Annotated in this window: 15 protein-coding genes; 12 read left to right on the top strand and 3 right to left on the bottom strand. The window is 18.4% G+C overall.

All coding sequences use genetic code 11. From position 1 onward, the window contains the following. The first annotated feature begins 22 nt into the window (after positions 1 to 22). The 11 genes from tsf (at position 23) to tilS (ending at position 14,196) form a co-directional block, all read left to right on the top strand. Positions 23 to 817: a translation elongation factor Ts gene (gene tsf, locus GJT85_RS01175; protein ID WP_208754402.1), complete on the top strand. Its 795-nt coding sequence runs from the start codon at positions 23 to 25 to the stop codon at positions 815 to 817. A 33-nt stretch (positions 818 to 850) separates the two neighbouring features. Then, positions 851 to 1,582 (top strand): UMP kinase, encoded by a 732-nt coding sequence (gene pyrH / locus GJT85_RS01170; protein ID WP_208754401.1) that lies wholly within the window; start codon positions 851 to 853, stop codon positions 1,580 to 1,582. Between the two features lie 56 nt (positions 1,583 to 1,638). Further along, positions 1,639 to 2,196, top strand: a complete 558-nt coding sequence (locus GJT85_RS01165) for a ribosome recycling factor (protein ID WP_208754400.1) — start codon at positions 1,639 to 1,641, stop codon at positions 2,194 to 2,196. Positions 2,197 to 2,248: 52 nt separating this feature from the next. Then, positions 2,249 to 3,445 (top strand): 1-deoxy-D-xylulose-5-phosphate reductoisomerase, encoded by a 1,197-nt coding sequence (locus GJT85_RS01160; RefSeq protein WP_208754399.1) that lies wholly within the window; start codon positions 2,249 to 2,251, stop codon positions 3,443 to 3,445. 50 nt (positions 3,446 to 3,495) lie between these two features. Then, positions 3,496 to 4,221: a polyprenyl diphosphate synthase gene (uppS, locus tag GJT85_RS01155; protein WP_208754398.1), complete on the top strand. Its 726-nt coding sequence runs from the start codon at positions 3,496 to 3,498 to the stop codon at positions 4,219 to 4,221. 136 nt (positions 4,222 to 4,357) lie between these two features. Then, a complete protein-coding gene (gene rseP, locus GJT85_RS01150) occupies positions 4,358 to 5,734 on the top strand; it encodes an RIP metalloprotease RseP (RefSeq protein ID WP_208754397.1) in 1,377 nt (458 codons plus the stop codon). A gap of 37 nt (positions 5,735 to 5,771) precedes the next feature. Next, positions 5,772 to 8,198: an outer membrane protein assembly factor BamA gene (bamA, locus tag GJT85_RS01145; protein ID WP_208754396.1), complete on the top strand. Its 2,427-nt coding sequence runs from the start codon at positions 5,772 to 5,774 to the stop codon at positions 8,196 to 8,198. Positions 8,199 to 8,223: 25 nt separating this feature from the next. After that, a complete protein-coding gene (locus tag GJT85_RS01140; protein WP_208754395.1) occupies positions 8,224 to 8,730 on the top strand; it encodes an OmpH/Skp family outer membrane protein in 507 nt (168 codons plus the stop codon). Between the two features lie 92 nt (positions 8,731 to 8,822). Next, positions 8,823 to 9,242: a 3-hydroxyacyl-ACP dehydratase FabZ gene (fabZ, locus tag GJT85_RS01135; protein WP_208754394.1), complete on the top strand. Its 420-nt coding sequence runs from the start codon at positions 8,823 to 8,825 to the stop codon at positions 9,240 to 9,242. A 33-nt stretch (positions 9,243 to 9,275) separates the two neighbouring features. Next, complete coding sequence (gene dnaE / locus GJT85_RS01130) at positions 9,276 to 12,767, top strand: DNA polymerase III subunit alpha (protein WP_208754393.1); 3,492 nt, start codon at positions 9,276 to 9,278, stop codon at positions 12,765 to 12,767. 103 nt (positions 12,768 to 12,870) lie between these two features. Further along, positions 12,871 to 14,196 carry a tRNA lysidine(34) synthetase TilS gene (tilS, locus tag GJT85_RS01125; RefSeq protein ID WP_208754392.1) on the top strand — a complete coding sequence of 442 codons (1,326 nt, stop codon included), beginning with the start codon at positions 12,871 to 12,873 and terminating at the stop codon, positions 14,194 to 14,196. Here the strand turns inward: tilS and GJT85_RS01120 are convergent. The 3 genes from GJT85_RS01120 to GJT85_RS01110 form a co-directional block, all read right to left on the bottom strand. Next, complete coding sequence (locus tag GJT85_RS01120; RefSeq protein ID WP_208754391.1) at positions 14,193 to 15,896, bottom strand: proline--tRNA ligase; 1,704 nt, start codon at positions 15,894 to 15,896, stop codon at positions 14,193 to 14,195. The genes tilS and GJT85_RS01120 overlap by 4 nt on opposite strands. 71 nt (positions 15,897 to 15,967) lie before the next feature. Next, entirely contained in the window at positions 15,968 to 16,870 is a 903-nt protein-coding gene (locus GJT85_RS01115) for a homoserine O-succinyltransferase (RefSeq protein ID WP_208754390.1), read from the bottom strand. 65 nt (positions 16,871 to 16,935) lie between these two features. Beyond that, positions 16,936 to 17,235 (bottom strand): NifU family protein, encoded by a 300-nt coding sequence (locus GJT85_RS01110; RefSeq protein WP_208754389.1) that lies wholly within the window; start codon positions 17,233 to 17,235, stop codon positions 16,936 to 16,938. A gap of 159 nt (positions 17,236 to 17,394) precedes the next feature. Here GJT85_RS01110 and GJT85_RS01105 point away from each other — a divergent pair, with 159 nt between their 5' ends. Continuing rightward, a complete protein-coding gene (locus tag GJT85_RS01105; RefSeq protein WP_208754388.1) occupies positions 17,395 to 18,177 on the top strand; it encodes an inositol monophosphatase family protein in 783 nt (260 codons plus the stop codon). The last annotated feature ends 79 nt before the right edge of the window (positions 18,178 to 18,256 follow it).

The raw sequence follows: 18,256 nt of genomic DNA, 5'->3' as shown, positions 1-18,256 counted from the left end.
TAATTATATAAAAGGTTAATGTATGAAAATTTCATCTAAGTTAATAAAAGAATTACGTAATCTTACAGGTATTGGGATTATGGAATGTAAAAATGCTTTAATTTATACTAAAGGTAATATTTCACAAGCTATTGATTATATAAGAAAAAATTTTAAATTACAAGCTATAAAAAAACATAAAAATATTACTAAGGAAGGTTTTATTACAGGATTAACTACTCAAAATTTTGGTGTTCTATTAGAAATTAATTGTCAAACTGATTTTGTAGCAAAAGATAGAAATTTAGTAAAATTTGCTTGTGCAATTTTAAAATATATTCATGATCATAAAAATATTAATATATATGATATACGTTATATTTTTAATGAAAAATTATTAGAATTAATAAATATTTTAAAAGAAAATATTATAATTAATAAATTACAAAAAATAGATGGTAATTTTATTGGACAATATATACATCATAATAAACGCATTGGAGTAATATTACAATCTAACATAGATAATATATTATTAATGAAAAATATTGCTATGCATATAGCTATGCAAAAACCAGAATATATATCAGAAAATAATATTCCTCAAAAACTATTAAAACATGAATATAATATACAAAAAAATATTGCAGAACAAATTAATAAATCAGATAATATTATAAAAAAAATAGTTGAAGGGCGCATACAAAAATTTATTAATAATATTACTTTATATAATCAACCGTTTTTATTAGATACAAATAAATTAGTAATAGATTATTTAAAATCAAATAATATGATTATTAAAAAATTTATACGTTTTGAAATTGGTGAAAAATAATTTAATTAAATAAAAAGATAAATATATAATATTATGAATATAATAAATAATAAGATAGTGTATAAACGTATAATACTAAAAATTAGTGGCGATTTTTTACAAAAGAATTATTATTTGAATGTAAATAATGATTTAATTAAGAATTTAATAAATGAAATAAAATATATTATTTCTTTAGGAGTACAAATTGCTATCGTTATAGGAGCTGGTAATTATTTTAAAGGTAGAAATATTACATTAAATAATAATATAAAACCTGTACTAGGTGATCATATAGGAATGTTATTTACAATAATTAATGGATTAATCTTGAATGATAATATAAATAGTAAGGGAATTAATGCTATTATTATGTCATCTTTGCCTATCCCAGGTATTTGTAATGAATATAATATTAATAAAGCTTTAAATATTATACAGAGTAATAAAATAATTATATTTGTTGGAGGTACAGGTTGTTCTGTATTTACTACAGATACTGCTGCATGTTTGAGAGGCATAGAATTAGAAGCACAAGCTGTTTTAAAAATTACAAAAGTAAATGGAGTATATTCAAAAGATCCTATAAAATATAGTAATGCTGTTTTATATAAAAAATTAACCTATAATGATGTTTTACATAAAAAATTAGATGTTATGGATCAAACAGCTATAATTTTAGCTCGTAATGTTTCTATGCCTATACATATTTTAAATATTAATCAATCTGGTTCTTTATATAAAATTCTAACAGGCAATATTATTGGAACAATTATAACAAATTAGTATACTATTATAAATTATAGTAATAACATTGAAATATAATATTTGGAAATTTTAATATGTACAATAATATTATTAATAATAATGAAGCAAATATGAAAAAATGTTTAGAATTATTTAAGAAAAAAATTAATATAATATATATAAATAGAATTACGCCTTGTTTTTTACATAATATTAAAATTAATTTATTTAATAAAATTACCCCAATACGTTATTTATCTAGCATTACTGTTGAAAATGCTAATACATTAAAAGTAACACCATTTGATACAAATATAATAAAAAATATTGAAAAAGCTATTATACTTGCTAATTTAGATATAAATACAAAAATTATAAATAATAGTATATTAGTTATTATTCCCATAATGACAGAATCTCGTAGAATTAAAATTTTACAAATGATAAAAAAAGAATCAGAATTCAATCGTATTAATATACGTAATATAAGAAGAAAAACAAATAATCATATTAAAATACTTGTAAAAAATAAACAAATTAGTGAAAATGAAGAAATAAAATTACAAAATATTATTCAAAAACAAACAATATTTTATATAAAATGTATATCAGATTTTCTAAAATTAAAAGAACAAAATATATTACAACATTAAATGTTATTTATCTATTTTAATTATTTATATACTAAATAGGATAAATAATAATATGAAATATATAACTATTTTAGGCTCTACTGGATATATTGGACGTCACATTTTATCTGTAATGTTAACTAATCCAAATTTTTTTAAAATTAAAGCATTAGTTGCAATGCATAATGTTGAATTAATGACTAAACAATGCATTTTATTTAATCCTGATTATGCTGTTATGTATAAAAAAAATAATGCAATGTTGTTACAGCATAATTTATATAATACAGGTGTTAAAACAAAGGTCTTATTCGGTAAACGTAAAATTGAAGAAATTGTTGCTTTAGATGATGTTGATCAAGTTATTATTACTTTTAAAAATTTTATAAGTTTATTATATATATTAAAAGCTATTCAATCAGGAAAAATTATATTTTTAACAAGCATAGAATTATTAGTTATTACTTATGTTATCTTAATAAAACAAATATATAAATTTAAATCAAAAATTTTACCGATTAATAAAAATCATAGTGCAATTTTTGAAATGATGCCTAATTATATACAGAATAGATTAGGATTATGTGATTTATATAAAAGTGATGTTTATAGTGTTATTTTAACTGGTTCTGGGGGGCCTTTCTTGTATTTACCAATAGAAAAATTTAAATATATTAATATTAAATCTTGTATTTCCTCTAATGTTATAGATAAAAAAAATATTATTAATACAGCAACAATGATGCTACAAGGATTAGAATATATTGCAACTAAATATCTATTAAATGCACAACATAAACAAATAGAAATTATCATTAATCCTGAATCTGTAATTGCTGCTATGGTACGTTTTAAAGATAGTAGTATTAATATAAAAATAAATTATCCAGATATACAAACTATTATTACTAATATGATAATGTGGCCATATAAAATTAGTACTAATATTAAACATATTAATTTTTATGATATACAATCTTTAACATTTTTAAAACCTGATTTTATAAAATATCCATGTTTAAAATTAGCTATAGAAACTTGTCACACAGAATTTTCTACATTTTTAGTATTAAATGCTGCCAATGATATAGCAGTAGAATTATGTTTAAAAAATAAAATATCTTTTACAGATATTGCAATTTTAAATACTACTATTTTAAATAAATTATCTTTTAATAATCCTAATTGTATACAAGAAGTATTATGGATTGATAATTATGTTCGCAAATATACTCATTATTTTGTTAAGAAAAAATTTCATGGTATATAATGTAAAAATTACATATTTACATACATTAAAATATATATTAAAACATATTAATGAAAAACATAATAAACTTATTATATAATAAACCATCCTTACAACATATAGCAATAATAATGGATGGTAATAGAAGATGGGCAAAAAAACAAGGAAAAAACAGTTTGTATGGTCATAAGGCTGGAGTATATACTGTAAAAAAAATTATTGATTTATCTTTACAATTTAAATTAAAAGTATTAACACTATATGCTTTTAGCAGTGAAAATTGGAAACGTACAAAAGAAGAAATAGATTTTTTAATGAATTTATTTCAAAATATTTTAATAAATGAAATAAAAAATTTTAAAAAACATAATATTAATATTAACTTTATTGGCAATAAAAATAAATTAAATATAAATTTACAAAAATTAATTATGCAAATTGAATATTTAACAAAAAAAAATACTGCATTACAATTAAATATTGCTATTAATTATGGTGGTAGACAAGATATTATATGTGGTATAAAAAATATTATAAAAAAAATAAATAAACAACAGATATCTTTAAAAGATATTAATGAAAAAACCTTTACAAAATATTTAGAATTACATAATTCTATTCCTATAGATTTAGTTATTCGTACAGGTGGTGAAATGCGTATTAGTAATTTTTTACTTTGGCAAATTGCATATGCAGAATTATACTTTACTAATATTTTATGGCCTGATTTTAATGAACAACATTTTTTATATGCAATACAAAATTTTTTTAAAAGACAGCGTCGTTTTGGAAAATAATAATTAAATAAATTATTATATTAAATATAATCATGTTAACATTTAAATTAAATTAAATTAAATATTAATATTATAATATATAATCTATTAATACTATAGATGTTAATAATTTTTATTATATAGGGAGTTAATTACTTTGTTTAATATTATTTATAATACCATAATATTTATTATTACTTTATGTGTTCTTATTATAGTACATGAATATGGACATTTTTATATAGCCAGATGTTTTAATTTATGTATTGCTTGTTTTTCATTAGGTTTTGGACCTAAAATATTAGAATTTAATGATAAATATGGTACTAAGTACATAATGAGATTATTCTTATTAGGTGGGTATGTTAAAATCCCTGAAAATAATGATGATTATAATAAAAAAAATATATATAAATATAAATTATTATTTTATGATAATTTATCTTTATTTAAAAGAATGTTAATTATCTTAGGTGGTCCTATAGCAAATATTTTACTAGCTTTTATTATTTATTGGTTTATATTTTTTATAGGATATTCTACAAACAAGCCAATTATTCATGATATAGAGTATGCATCTATTGCTGATACAGCAGGGATACTTCCTAATACAGAAATTAAGAAAATTAATAATAAAGATATTGTAGATTGGAATTCTATTAATTTAGAATTAAATAATAATATTATTAATAAAAAGAATGTTGAATTGGATATGCAATATATTAATTCTAAAAAAATATTTCATAAGACATTAAAAATAGATAATAAGATATTATCTAATAATCAACATAATAATTTAATATATAAATTAGGTATCATACCAGAAGGGATAGATATTATTCCAATTATTATTAAAATACAAAAAAAATCTGCTGCATCACAAGCAAATTTGCATGTAGGAGATCAAATTTTACAAATACAAAAATATAAAATTAATAATTGGTATAATTTTAAAAAAATTATTTCATATTATTTTAATCGTAAAGTAATATTTTTTATTAAAAGAAATAATAAAATAATTGCAATAAATATTTCTATACCTAATAAAAAAACAGCATTATTACAAAATAATTATATTGGCATTAAACCTAAAATTATAGATACACAAAATATTAATACAAATAAAATAATATATAAATGTAATTTACTACAATCTTTATGGTATGCATTAAATACAAGTTATTTAACAATAAAAATTATATTACATTCATTATTAAATTTATTTACACATCATAATATTAATATTAATAATTTTAGAGGACCTATATATATAGCAAATGTTGTTAGTTCTTTATTTAAAGAAAATTTTAAATTTTATTTATATTTTTTAGCTTTAATTAGTATTAATTTAGCTATAATTAATTTATTACCTTTGCCTATTTTAGATGGTGGCCAATTATGTATTATAGTTATAGAAAAAATTATAAGAAGAAAAATACCAACATATATAAAAATGATTATATATAATTTGAGTATGTTGTTATTAATTTTAATAATGGGTTTGTCATTTGTAAATGATTATGCAAAATTATAAAAAGTTTTTATATATATTATATAAGTATATATTTATATTGTTATTTTATTTATTTTTTATCAATAATATTGATGCATGTATATATGATACAAATCATAATATTAATTTTAAAAAAGTTATATTTTTTAGTATAAAACAACCAAAATTATTACATCATATAAAACAAGAAATATGTGTTGTAGAAAAACGATTATTACCAAATAACATCAATAATATTGTATTTAAAAATAATTTGTTTGATCAAATTAGTATTATACAACATCATAATTTAATATTTATTAAAGTTTTACAAAAAAACAAACTTATGAATATTAAATTTATAGGCAATAAATTAATTAAAACACAATTATTATTACAATTAATTAATAATATTAATATACAAAAAGGAAATATATTAGATAGATCTAAATTATATATTATTAAAAATATTATTGAACAAATATATCATATTAATGGTTTACTAAATTGTATTGTTAAAATTAAAACTATTATTCATAATAATGAAGTATCTCTTTTTATATATATTAATGAAGGTAATATTTTCAAAATTAAGAATGTTGATATTATAGGTAACCATTATTTTTCTAAAAAAATAATATTAAGTAATACTGGTTTATCTAAAAACTGGATAAATAATTTTTTTATTAAAAAAAATTATAGTACACCATTTCTTATGTATGTATTAAATAATATAAAAAAAATGTATCTAGATGCTGGTTTTTTACAATTTAATATACAAAATATTTCACAATCTATATTGTATGATAAAAATCAAATATGTATTACAATAAATATAAATGAAAATCAACAATTCTTAATTAAAAATATTGATATTTATATAAATAATAAAAAATATCTTATAAATATAAAACAAATATTTAATAGTTATATAAATAATATATATCAATATAAACAAGATATGTTGTTAAAAAAAAATATATTAATTTTTTTACAAAGTCATGGTTTTATTCATCCTATAATCAAAATATATAAACAAAATAATTATATTAATAATAATATCAAATTATATGTATATATAAAAACTGGGATACAATATCATATAAAACATATTATATTTACTGGAAATCATTCTATTCCATTTAAAGTTTTAAAGAAATTAATATCACAAAAAGAAGGACAAATTTTAAATTTAACATGTATTAATAAAACAATAGATAAACTTAAGAAATTAGAATATATTGATAATGTATCATTATTTATACATGACAATCATGATTCATTACATACAGTAAATATTATTTATAATATTAATTATAAGAATAAAGGATTGTTTAATATTAATTTTGGTATAAATAATTATAAATTAGTATTAAATACATATCTTGAACAAGATAATTTTTTAAAAACATATAATCATATTATTACGAATATTATTAAAGATTCTACACATTCATATTTAGAATTTAATTTACATAGACCTTATATTTTTAATACTCGTATTAGTACAGGTATTAATTTATTTTTTAATAATCCTATAATTAATAAAATTTATTTAAAAAATATAGATTATATAGATCAGATAAAAGGAATATTTACTTATATAATCATACCTATTAAAGATAGTATTATTATAAAAAATAAATTAGGTTTTATACAACATAAAATATATAATTTTAGTTCACAATTTTCTGTATTTGATTATTTTACTCATGTAAAAGGGTATAAATTACCTTTAAAACATAATAATTATTATTTAAATGAATTTAATATACAACATATACTAACTTTTAATACAGTGAGTAATTATGTAAGTATTAAAAAAGGTATTTTAAGTATTCTAAATATAAATATAGGTATACCATTAAAAAATTATTATAATAGTAATTATCAAATTATATTAGATTATAATCATTATATTCCTATTTATATTAAAATATCTCATCATCATCATAATATATATTCTTCTTTATTAAATTTAGTTATTAATAGTACTATTGGTTATAGTAATAGTATACATAATAATATATATCCTTTTTATAAAAATTTTAAAAATCAGTCTAATATAGTTAGAGGATTTAACCCTAATACATTCGAACCTAATGGAATATATATAAATTCTATAAAACAACCATGTAATAAACATCAAATTATATGTTTTAATCAACAACATACTATTGGTGGTAATTTAATAATTAAATTAACAACAGAATTAATACTACCTATATATAATATTAAAATAGGTAATTATATACAAAAAGTTAAACCTTCTATTTTTTTAGATATAGGTAATATATGGAATATTATTAATACTAATAATTATTTATCTAAATTATATTCTTTATCTAATTCTAATATTTTAACAAAGTTAAAGGCCTCAATAGGATTATCTTTAAAATGGAAAACTCCATTAGGTATTATAATTCTTTCATATGCACATCCATTCAATAAATCGATTCATGATGCATTTGAACCAATACAATTTAATATAGGAAATAATTGGTAATATAAAAATATAAAAGAGAAATTATATGAAATCATTTTTGAAAACATTATTGATTTTATTTTTAATAATATCAAATAGTAAAACTTTTTGTTGTCATACAATAGTAGTTGTTAATATTAAAAAAATTTTTCAGGAAATACCACAAAATAAAATAATATCAGAAACATTAGAATATGAATTAAAACCAAAACTTTTAAAATTAAAAAAAATGAAAGAAAATTTCATTTTAAAAAAACAAAATTTAAAAAAACAGAACAATTTTATACCATTAGCTGAAAAAACTAAAATAGAACAAGAAATTTTAAAATTAAAAAATGTTCTTTTACAATATGAAAAATTATTAAAAATAGATATTCAAAATAAAAATAATAAAGCTAAAAAAGAAATTTTTCATTTTATACAACAAATTATTAATCAAATAGCAAAAAAAAATAATTATAATATGGTATTAGATATTTCTTTAATGTCTTATATAAATAAAAATGTAATAGATATTACAGATGAAGTGATATTACAAGCAAAACAAAAATAATATATTATGTTATTTAATTTTATAAATATTAGTAATATAATATATTATATAGTAAAAATATTTTATGTAGGGTATATATATTGAACAATATAATGGAAATTCAAAAAATTTTACCACATAAGTATCCATTTATTTTAATAGATCGTATTATTATATGTGAATCAAACTTTATTTATTCATTAAAAAATATATCTTTTAATGAACCTTGTTTTCAAGGTCATTTTCCTAATCAACCCATTTATCCCGGTGTACTAATATTAGAATCTATGATACAAAATACAAGTTTTTTACTATATAAAAATTCACAAATTTTAAAAAAAACAGTAATATATTATATAGCTGGCATTGATCATGCACGTTTTAAAAAAATAGTTTTACCAGGAGATCAAATGTTTTTAGAAAGTTATATATACAAAACAAAGAAACATTTAATATTTTGTAATATTTTAGCTAAGGTAAATAATCAAGTAGTGTGTAAGGCTAAAATTATATGTGCTCAAATTATTCAATAATAATATAATAAAACATTTCATTATATAAACTTAATGAATATAAATAATTTTATACATTTAAATGTTCATAGTGATTATTCTATACAAAACGGATTAGCTAAAATTGAACATATTATTAAACAAACATCAATATTTAAAATGCCTGCTGTTGCTATTACTGATATTACAAATATTTTTGGATTAATAAAATTTTATAAATTAGCACATAATTTTGGCATTAAAGCAATTATAGGATCTGAATTTAAAATTATATTAAATAATAATATAATATCTTCTTATCAATATAGTAAAATAACTATATTAGCTATGAATAATATTGGTTATCAAAATCTGAAATATTTACTATCTATTGCTTATCAACAAGGTTATTGTAACAATATTGGACCTACTATAAGTTATCATTTACTTAAAAAATATAATAAGGGATTAATTATTTTATCTGGCAGTATAAATGGCGATATAGGTATTAATATTATTACAAATAATTTTATTAGAATAAAAAAAATAATTGCTTTTTATAAAAAATATTTTCCTAATTGTTTTTATTTAGAATTAACACGTACCAATCGTATTGATGAAACAAAATATATAGATATTGCATTAAATTTGGCTTATGATTTTAATTTACCTGTTATAGCAACTAATGAAGTATGTTTTTTAAAAAAAACAGATTTTCATGTACATAATATACGTGTAGCTATTTATTTAGGTAAAACCTTAAATGAATATATGAAAATAAATAATTATAGTGATGAACAATTTTTTAAATCTCCAGTAGAAATGTCATTATTGTTTCAAGATATACCTGAAGCTATACATAATAGTATGCTAATAGCTCAGAGATGTAATGTATTTTTAACATTAGGCAAATATTTTCTACCTAATTTTACTACTATTAATATTCCTATACAAACATATTTAACACAACAAGCAACAAATGGATTAAAAAAAAAATTAATAAAATTAGGTATATATAATATAAATAATAATATTATTAAATATCAGTCAAGATTATTAAAAGAATTGCAAGTTATTAATAATATGGGTTTTACTAGTTATTTTTTGATAGTGATGGAATTTGTACAATGGGCCAAACATAATAATATTCCTGTTGGTCCTGCTCGAGGTTCTGGTGCTGGATCATTAGTAGCATATGCCCTTGATATTACTAATATTGACCCAATAAAATTTAATTTAATTTTTGAAAGATTTTTAAATCCAGAACGAATTTCTTTACCAGATTTTGATATTGATTTTTGTATGGAAAAACGTGATTTAGTTATTGATCATGTAAAAAAAATGTATGGTACTAATTCAGTTGCACAAATTATTACTTTTAGTACTATGACTGCAAAAGCAGTAATTAGAGATGTTGGAAGAGTTTTAGGTTATCCTTATGATTTTATTAATCGTATTTCTAAATTAGTACCTCTAGATGTTGGTATAACATTAAAAAAAGCTTTGATAAAAAATAAAAAATTAGAAATTTTATATAAATCTGATAATAATATAAAAAATTTAATAAATTTTGCTCTAAAATTAGAAGGCACAATAAGAGGCATTGGAAAACATGCTGGTGGTGTAGTTATTTCACCTGGGAAAATTACAGAATTTACACCTATATATTGTGATAATTTAGGATCTAATATCCTAACTCAATTTGATAAAAATGATATAGAAGAAATAGGTTTAGTAAAATTTGATTTTTTAGGTTTAAAAACATTAACTATTATTGATTATACATTAAATATGATTAATAAATCGAACAATCATATATTAGATATTAATTCTATTTCATTAGAAGATAAAAATATTTTTCATTTTTTAAAAACAGCTCATACTACAGGAATTTTTCAGTTAGAGTCTAAAGGTATAAAAGAATTAATTAAACGTCTTAAACCAAATAATTTTGAGGATATAGTATCTTTATTAGCTTTATTTCGTCCAGGTCCATTACAATCAGGCATGGTAGATAATTTTATTAATCGTAAAAATGGTAAAGAAAAAATTTATTATCCGGATATTGTATGGCAACATAATTCTTTAAAGCCAATATTACAATCTACATATGGTATTATTTTATATCAAGAACAAGTAATGCAAATAGCACAAGTATTATCTGGTTATAGTTTAGGACAAGCTGATGTTTTACGACGTGTTATTGGTAAAAAACAACATGAAGAAATGTTTAAACAAAGATCATTATTTTTACAAGGGTCGCAAAAATTAAATATTGATAAAATATTATCTATGAAAATTTTTGATTTTCTTGAAAAATTTGCTGCATATGGATTTAATAAATCTCATTCTGTTAGTTATGCATTAATATCATATCAAACACTTTGGTTAAAAGTTTATTATCCTGAAGAATTTATGGCTGCTGTATTAACATCAGAAATGGATAATACTACAAGAATAATTATTCTAATAAATGAATGTAAAAACATGAATATTAAAATTTTATCTCCTAATATTAATCAAAGTTTGTATAAATTTCATGTTAAACATAAAAATATTATTTATGGTTTAGGAGCTATTAAAGGCATAGGTATAAATCAATCTAAACAAATTATTAATAATAGAAAAAAATATGGTAATTTTTTATCAATTATTGATTTATGTATTCGAATGGCTTTTGAAAAAAATAATAAACATATTTTAGAAAAATTAATTATTTCTGGTGCATTAGATGTGTTTCAGCTAAGTAGAAATATTATGTTAAAAAATTTGAATAAAATAATGCAAATGACTCATTACTATTTACATCAAAAAAACACAGGTCAAATGCATTTCATGCAATCTGAATATGATATTATTCATAAAGATAAAATTCTAAATGATATCATTATTAAATATTCTCAAAAAGAAATATTATTAAAAGAAAAAAATATTTTAGGCTTTTACTTAACTAATCATCCAGTAAATGAATATGTATCAGAATTATCTTTATATACTAAAGAAATAAATATACAAAAAATTTGTAAAGAATATAATAATTATGCTAATAATATAATACAATTAGGTGGTATTATTAATAATATAAATAATATTGTAAATTACAAAAAACAAAGATTTATTATTTTAAATTTTGAAGATAATACACAAAATATTGATGTTTATTTAACATTACATATTTTTAATAAATATCATAATTGTATTAAAATTAATAATTTGGTTATTTTAGATGGTGTAATAAAAAAAGATTATTTTCATCATATATATAAAATTTATGCATATAAAATTAATAGTTTGTTAAATATAAGAAAAAAATATTTAAAACATATTAATATTTTTATTAATAATAAAAATATATTAATAACTAAAAATTTTATATATATGATTAATTTTTTATCTAAAAATAATTTTGAAAACAATATTCCCATATATTTTTATATGAATAATAATAAAAAAGATATGTTATATCATAATCAAAAATTTTATTTAAAAAATAATGAATTACAATTTTCACAAATTAAGTTTTTAATAAAATTAAACAATTTGTCTTATAAATTATGTTTAAAATAATTTTTATAAAAAAAATATTTTATAAACAAATATTATTAATATACTATTAATGTTATATTAAGTTATTTTAAACTAAAAATTATTTATTAATTATAATATATATATGTTAATTACCAAAAACATACAGTCAATATTATATAAACTACAAAATATATTAGTAGCATATAGTGGTGGATTAGATTCTTCAGTATTATTATATAATTTAGTAAAATTACGTAATAAATATCCTAATATTTCATTACGTGCTATTCATGTTAATCATAACTTAACACATCAATCAAAAAAATGGGTTAATATATGTTTTTTAGAATGTCAAAAATTAAATGTAATTTTTTTACACAAAAGTATTTTTTGTAATAATATAAGTAATATAGAAGAAATAGCACGTATAAAAAGATATATTGTTTTTCAACAAGTTATTAAAAATCATGAGTTTCTTGTAACAGCACATCATTTGAATGATCAATGTGAAACTATTTTATTAGCTTTAAAAAGAGGTAGTGGTCCAAAAGGATTATCAGGTATTCCATATCAAAATATTATTAATAATATTAAAGTTTTTCGTCCTTTATTAAATATCTCTAAACATAAAATTTTGGAATATGCTATACAAAATAAATTACAATGGATCGATGATCCGAGCAATTCAAATATTAATTATGATCGTAATTTTTTAAGAAATATTATTTTACCACAAATTAATGATCGTTGGTCTTATTTTAATAAAAATATTGTAAGATCTGCACAATTATGTCAAGAACAGGAAAAATTATTAAATGAATTCTTAAATCCTATATTAGTTAATTTAATACAAAAGGATAAAAGTTTATTTTATATACCACTAAAATATTATAGTATTTATAAAAGAAATAGTATTTTAAGAAAATGGTTAGAATATAATGAATGTGTTATGCCTTCTAGAAAAGTATTATTTTTAATTTGGAAAGATATTATTTGTTGTAATAGCCCCAAATCAGAAATTTTAATAAAAAATAAAATTATTTGTAAATATAAATCATATTTATTTTGTATTAATAATGATATTTTTACAGATAAAACTTTATTATGGTTCAACATCCATAAACCTTTAATATTGCCTTATAAATTAGGAAAACTAAATATTAGTTTAAAATATACTAATAATAGTATTAGAATTCGTTATCCTGAAGATAATGAATATATATATATAAAATTTTTTAATAATAAAAAATTTTATATATATTTTAATACTATTTATAAAGTTAGTATTTGTAGTATATGGGAAAAATTATCTATACCATTTTGGAAAAGAAAACAAATACCATTATTATTTTATAATAATCAGTTTATTGCAGATTTAGAAAATAATATTTGTACTACATTTAATCAATTAAAGAATATTAATTCAAATAAAATATTATTTATTAAATGGGATAATAAAAATAATTAATTATTTTTATTCATAATAAATGATATAATATTATTTAAAGAAATTAAAAATTTTTCTTCTGTATTACGATATTTATATTCTACATGATTGTTTTTTAAATTTTTTATATTTATTATAATTATATGTGGTATACCAATTAAATCTATATCTGTTAACATTTTGCCGGGATTTTCTTTTCTATTATCTAATAAAGTTTCTTTGTTTAATTTTGTAAATTTTTTATATAAAAAATAAGCAATATCTTTTACTGCATCGATAGCATGCATATTAATTGGTATAATTGCAATTTTAAAAGGAGCTATTAATGTAGTAGGCCAAATTATACCTTTAGCATCATGATGTTGTTCGATAATTGCAGCAATAATTCTAGAAATACCAATACCATAACATCCCATATATAAATATTTTTTTATACCATTAATATTATTAATATATAAATTCATAGATTGTGAATATTTTTTATCTAGTTGAAAAATATGAGCTATTTCAATACTACGTTTTATAATTAAATAATCTTTACCATTAGGTGCTAAATCATTTTGTGTAACATATCTAATATCTTGGATATTTGTAGGATATGGTATATCTCTATACCAATTAGCATATATAATATATTGATTTTGATAAATATTAATAATAAAATTATACATATTTATTACAGAATAATCTGCTATTATTGATACATTATTTTGTAATTTAATCATATCAAATAAATTATATTGTTTAGTTTCTTGTTCTGATAAAATTTTTAGATTTTCAATTTTTTCTTTACTAATTTTAATAAATTTATATATATTAAATGTATAATTTTGTTTAATAAAAATAATAATAAATTTATTTTTTACATTAATAATTTGTATTATAATAATTTTGATAATATTATTTTGATCAATATTATATTTTCTACATATATTTAATAAACTTTTAGTACTAGTAATATTTATTTTTTTAATAAATTTTTTTATATTAATTTTATTTTTCTTAGGTAAGAAATATGTAGCTAATTCTATATTAGAAATATATTTATGACATTGAGTTAATGCTAAAGTATTTTCTCCATTATTTGCAAATAAATGAAATTCATGTGAAATATTACCACCAATTATACTGTTTTCGGCTTGAATAATGATATATTCTAATTTTAAAATATCAAATATTTTTTTGTATGTAGTTAACATCATATTATATGTTTCTTGCAAAGAAATTCTATTTATATGAAAAGAATAACTATCTTTCATAATAAATTCTTTAGCACGAATAATACCTAATCTTGGTCTTATTTCATCTCTAAATTTAGTTTGTATTTGATAAATATGTATTGGTAATTCTTTATAAGATTTAATCACATTTTTCAAACAATACGTTATAGCTTCTTCATTAGTAGGACTTAGAACTAAATTATGTTGTTTGCGATCTGTAATATTAAATAATTCAGCTCCATAATCTTTAATTCTATTACTTTGTTCCCAAATACAAACATTTTGTAGTATAGGTATTAAAATTTCTATAGCATTAATTTTATTCATAGTGTTGCGTACTATGTTTTCAATATTTTTAAGAACTTTTAAGCCAGTAGGTAACCAGTAATAAATACCAGAAGATAATTGTTTAATCATACCTGCATTAATCATTATGGTATAACTATTAATATTTTTTTTATTAATTTTAGAAGTAAAAAATACATAATTAGTAGCTAACACTTAACATTCCTTTAAACAAAATAAAATAATATATATAAATTATTTATTAATATATATATTTTAAATATATACTATTTATTTATATAAATAAAATTATGAATCCAATTTGAAAATAACAAATAACCGTGACTTTTCCATGTATTAATTGGTTTAGAAAAAATATTATTTTTAGTAAAATAATTATATGGAATATGTATTTTATTATTTTTTTTTAGATCATTAAAATATTCTTTTGCAATAGTATTAAAATCATATTCAGGATGTCCTGTAATAAAAATATATTTTTTATTATATGTTGTACATAAATAAACTCCAGCCTCTTTAGAATAAGATATTATATTAAGATCTGTATAATTTTTTATTATATCTAAAGAAAAATCTGCATATCGTGAATGTGGTGCAAAAAAATAATCATCAAATCCTTGAACCAACAAATTATTTTTTAATACAATTTTATGTTTAAAAATACCTAATAATTTAGTATTTCTAATACATTTAGGTATATTATATAATATATATAAAATAGCTTGTACAGACCAACAAAATGATAATATAGAATGCACATGTTCTTTAGACCAATAAATAATACGTACAAAATCATTCCAATATCTGATTTTAGAAAATGGAATTAACCCTAATGGTGCACCAGTAATAATTAACCCATCATATTTTTTATGCATAATTTGTTCTAAAGTATAATAAAATTTTTTAGTATGTTTTAAAGAATTTATATTATGTGATTGTATATCATGGATATATAATAAAGTTAATTTAATATATAATGGTGAATATGATAATAACCGAATAATTTGATTTTCTGTATCAATTTTTTTATACATCAAATTTAATAATAAAATATTAATTATTTTATATGAATTATTATATTTAGGAATATTTTTATTAGATAATACAACAATATGTTCTTGTTTTAAAATATCAATTGCTGGTAATTTATCCGGCACTATTACTGGCATAGAATATTATTCCTTATAGAAATTATATAATATAAAATATATTAATAAAAATTTTGTTATACTAACTAAAAATATGATAAATTATTTTTTTTATGTATAGTAATATCACGTATTCCTTGTAATATTGGAAATTCATTTAATAATTGTTTTTCAATCCAATTATGTAATGTTTGTTGACTCATAGCGCATCCTTTACATCCACCATTAAATTTTAATAATGCTATTTTTTCTTTTGTAATTTTTATTAATTTTAAAGATCCTCCATGATATAATAATTTAGGATTAATATTTTGTGTTATATATAATATAACTTTATTTTGCAAGTCTTGGTGTATATCATCTGTAATATTTGTTACATTATTCATAATTTTTTATTATATATTAATAGAACATTAAAGTTATTATATAAAAAAATAATAATATATAAAATATATATTGTATATGTTTACACTATATATATAAAAAATATATAATTTATTATTGAATAATAAATTATATGTAAATTAATTTGTGAGAAAACTAATATGCGTCCCATGCTTAATGTTGCCATACGTATAGTACGACAAATAGGAGATATAGTTTTACAATATTATGAAATACAAAAAAAATATCTTAATCATACAGAAAATTATAATTTTATTATTATTAAAATGTTACGTTTAATTAATAAAATTACAATTAAATCATTAAATGATATATATTCTAAAAATATTATTGTATCTAATAAAAAAGAATTATTAATTTTAAAATATAAAAAAACCACATGGATTATTAATCCATTAGATGGCATAGTTAATTTTATTAAAAAATTACCTCATTTTGCTATATCTATAGCTATCTGTATTCATGGAAAAACAGAAGTATCATTAGTTTATGATCCATTAAGAAATGATTTATTTACTGCTATAAGAGGCCAAAATACTCAATTAAATGGGTATAAAATACGTTGTACAAAATTTTCACATAAAAAAGATAATAATTTTTTATTAGGTTTAAATCCAGATTATATTTTTTACAGTAAAAATAATATAAATTTTATAAATATATTACATCAATATTTAGTGTCATTACGTGTTAGTGGTTCTATTGCTTTAGATTTAGCATATGTATCATCTAATAAAATTAACTGTTATATAAATAATAATATTACAGATTTTTATTATTTTATTGCTGGCGAATTACTAATTAAAGAATCAGGTGGTCTACTAACGGATTTTATAGGACATTATAATTATAAATATTCTAAAAATATTTTAGTAGCTCATTCACATATATTACAATTATTATTATCTCAGAAGTCAAATTAATTTAATAATTTATTTTAATAATACTTCATTCAAAATATTTTATAATTAAATATACTCTGCATAAAATAAATATATAAAT

Origin of the sequence: Enterobacteriaceae endosymbiont of Neohaemonia nigricornis (assembly GCF_012571795.1) — a bacterium.
GTDB lineage: Bacteria > Pseudomonadota > Gammaproteobacteria > Enterobacterales > Enterobacteriaceae.
Note: the sequence above shows the minus strand (reverse complement) of the source record. Positions and strands in the feature narration are given on the sequence as shown.

Excerpts from the sequence above, each read along its gene's own strand:
- tsf (WP_208754402.1), top strand. The coding sequence starts at position 23 with ATGAAAATTTCATCTAAGTTAATAAAAGAATTACGTAATCTTACAGGT.
- pyrH (WP_208754401.1), top strand. The coding sequence starts at position 851 with ATGAATATAATAAATAATAAGATAGTGTATAAACGTATAATACTAAAA.
- GJT85_RS01165 (WP_208754400.1), top strand. The coding sequence starts at position 1,639 with ATGTACAATAATATTATTAATAATAATGAAGCAAATATGAAAAAATGT.
- GJT85_RS01160 (WP_208754399.1), top strand. The coding sequence starts at position 2,249 with ATGAAATATATAACTATTTTAGGCTCTACTGGATATATTGGACGTCAC.
- uppS (WP_208754398.1), top strand. The coding sequence starts at position 3,496 with ATGAAAAACATAATAAACTTATTATATAATAAACCATCCTTACAACAT.
- GJT85_RS01140 (WP_208754395.1), top strand. The coding sequence starts at position 8,224 with ATGAAATCATTTTTGAAAACATTATTGATTTTATTTTTAATAATATCA.
- fabZ (WP_208754394.1), top strand. The coding sequence starts at position 8,823 with ATGGAAATTCAAAAAATTTTACCACATAAGTATCCATTTATTTTAATA.
- dnaE (WP_208754393.1), top strand. The coding sequence starts at position 9,276 with ATGAATATAAATAATTTTATACATTTAAATGTTCATAGTGATTATTCT.
- tilS (WP_208754392.1), top strand. The coding sequence starts at position 12,871 with ATGTTAATTACCAAAAACATACAGTCAATATTATATAAACTACAAAAT.
- GJT85_RS01115 (WP_208754390.1), bottom strand. The coding sequence starts at position 16,870 with ATGCCAGTAATAGTGCCGGATAAATTACCAGCAATTGATATTTTAAAA.
- GJT85_RS01110 (WP_208754389.1), bottom strand. The coding sequence starts at position 17,235 with ATGAATAATGTAACAAATATTACAGATGATATACACCAAGACTTGCAA.
- GJT85_RS01105 (WP_208754388.1), top strand. The coding sequence starts at position 17,395 with ATGCGTCCCATGCTTAATGTTGCCATACGTATAGTACGACAAATAGGA.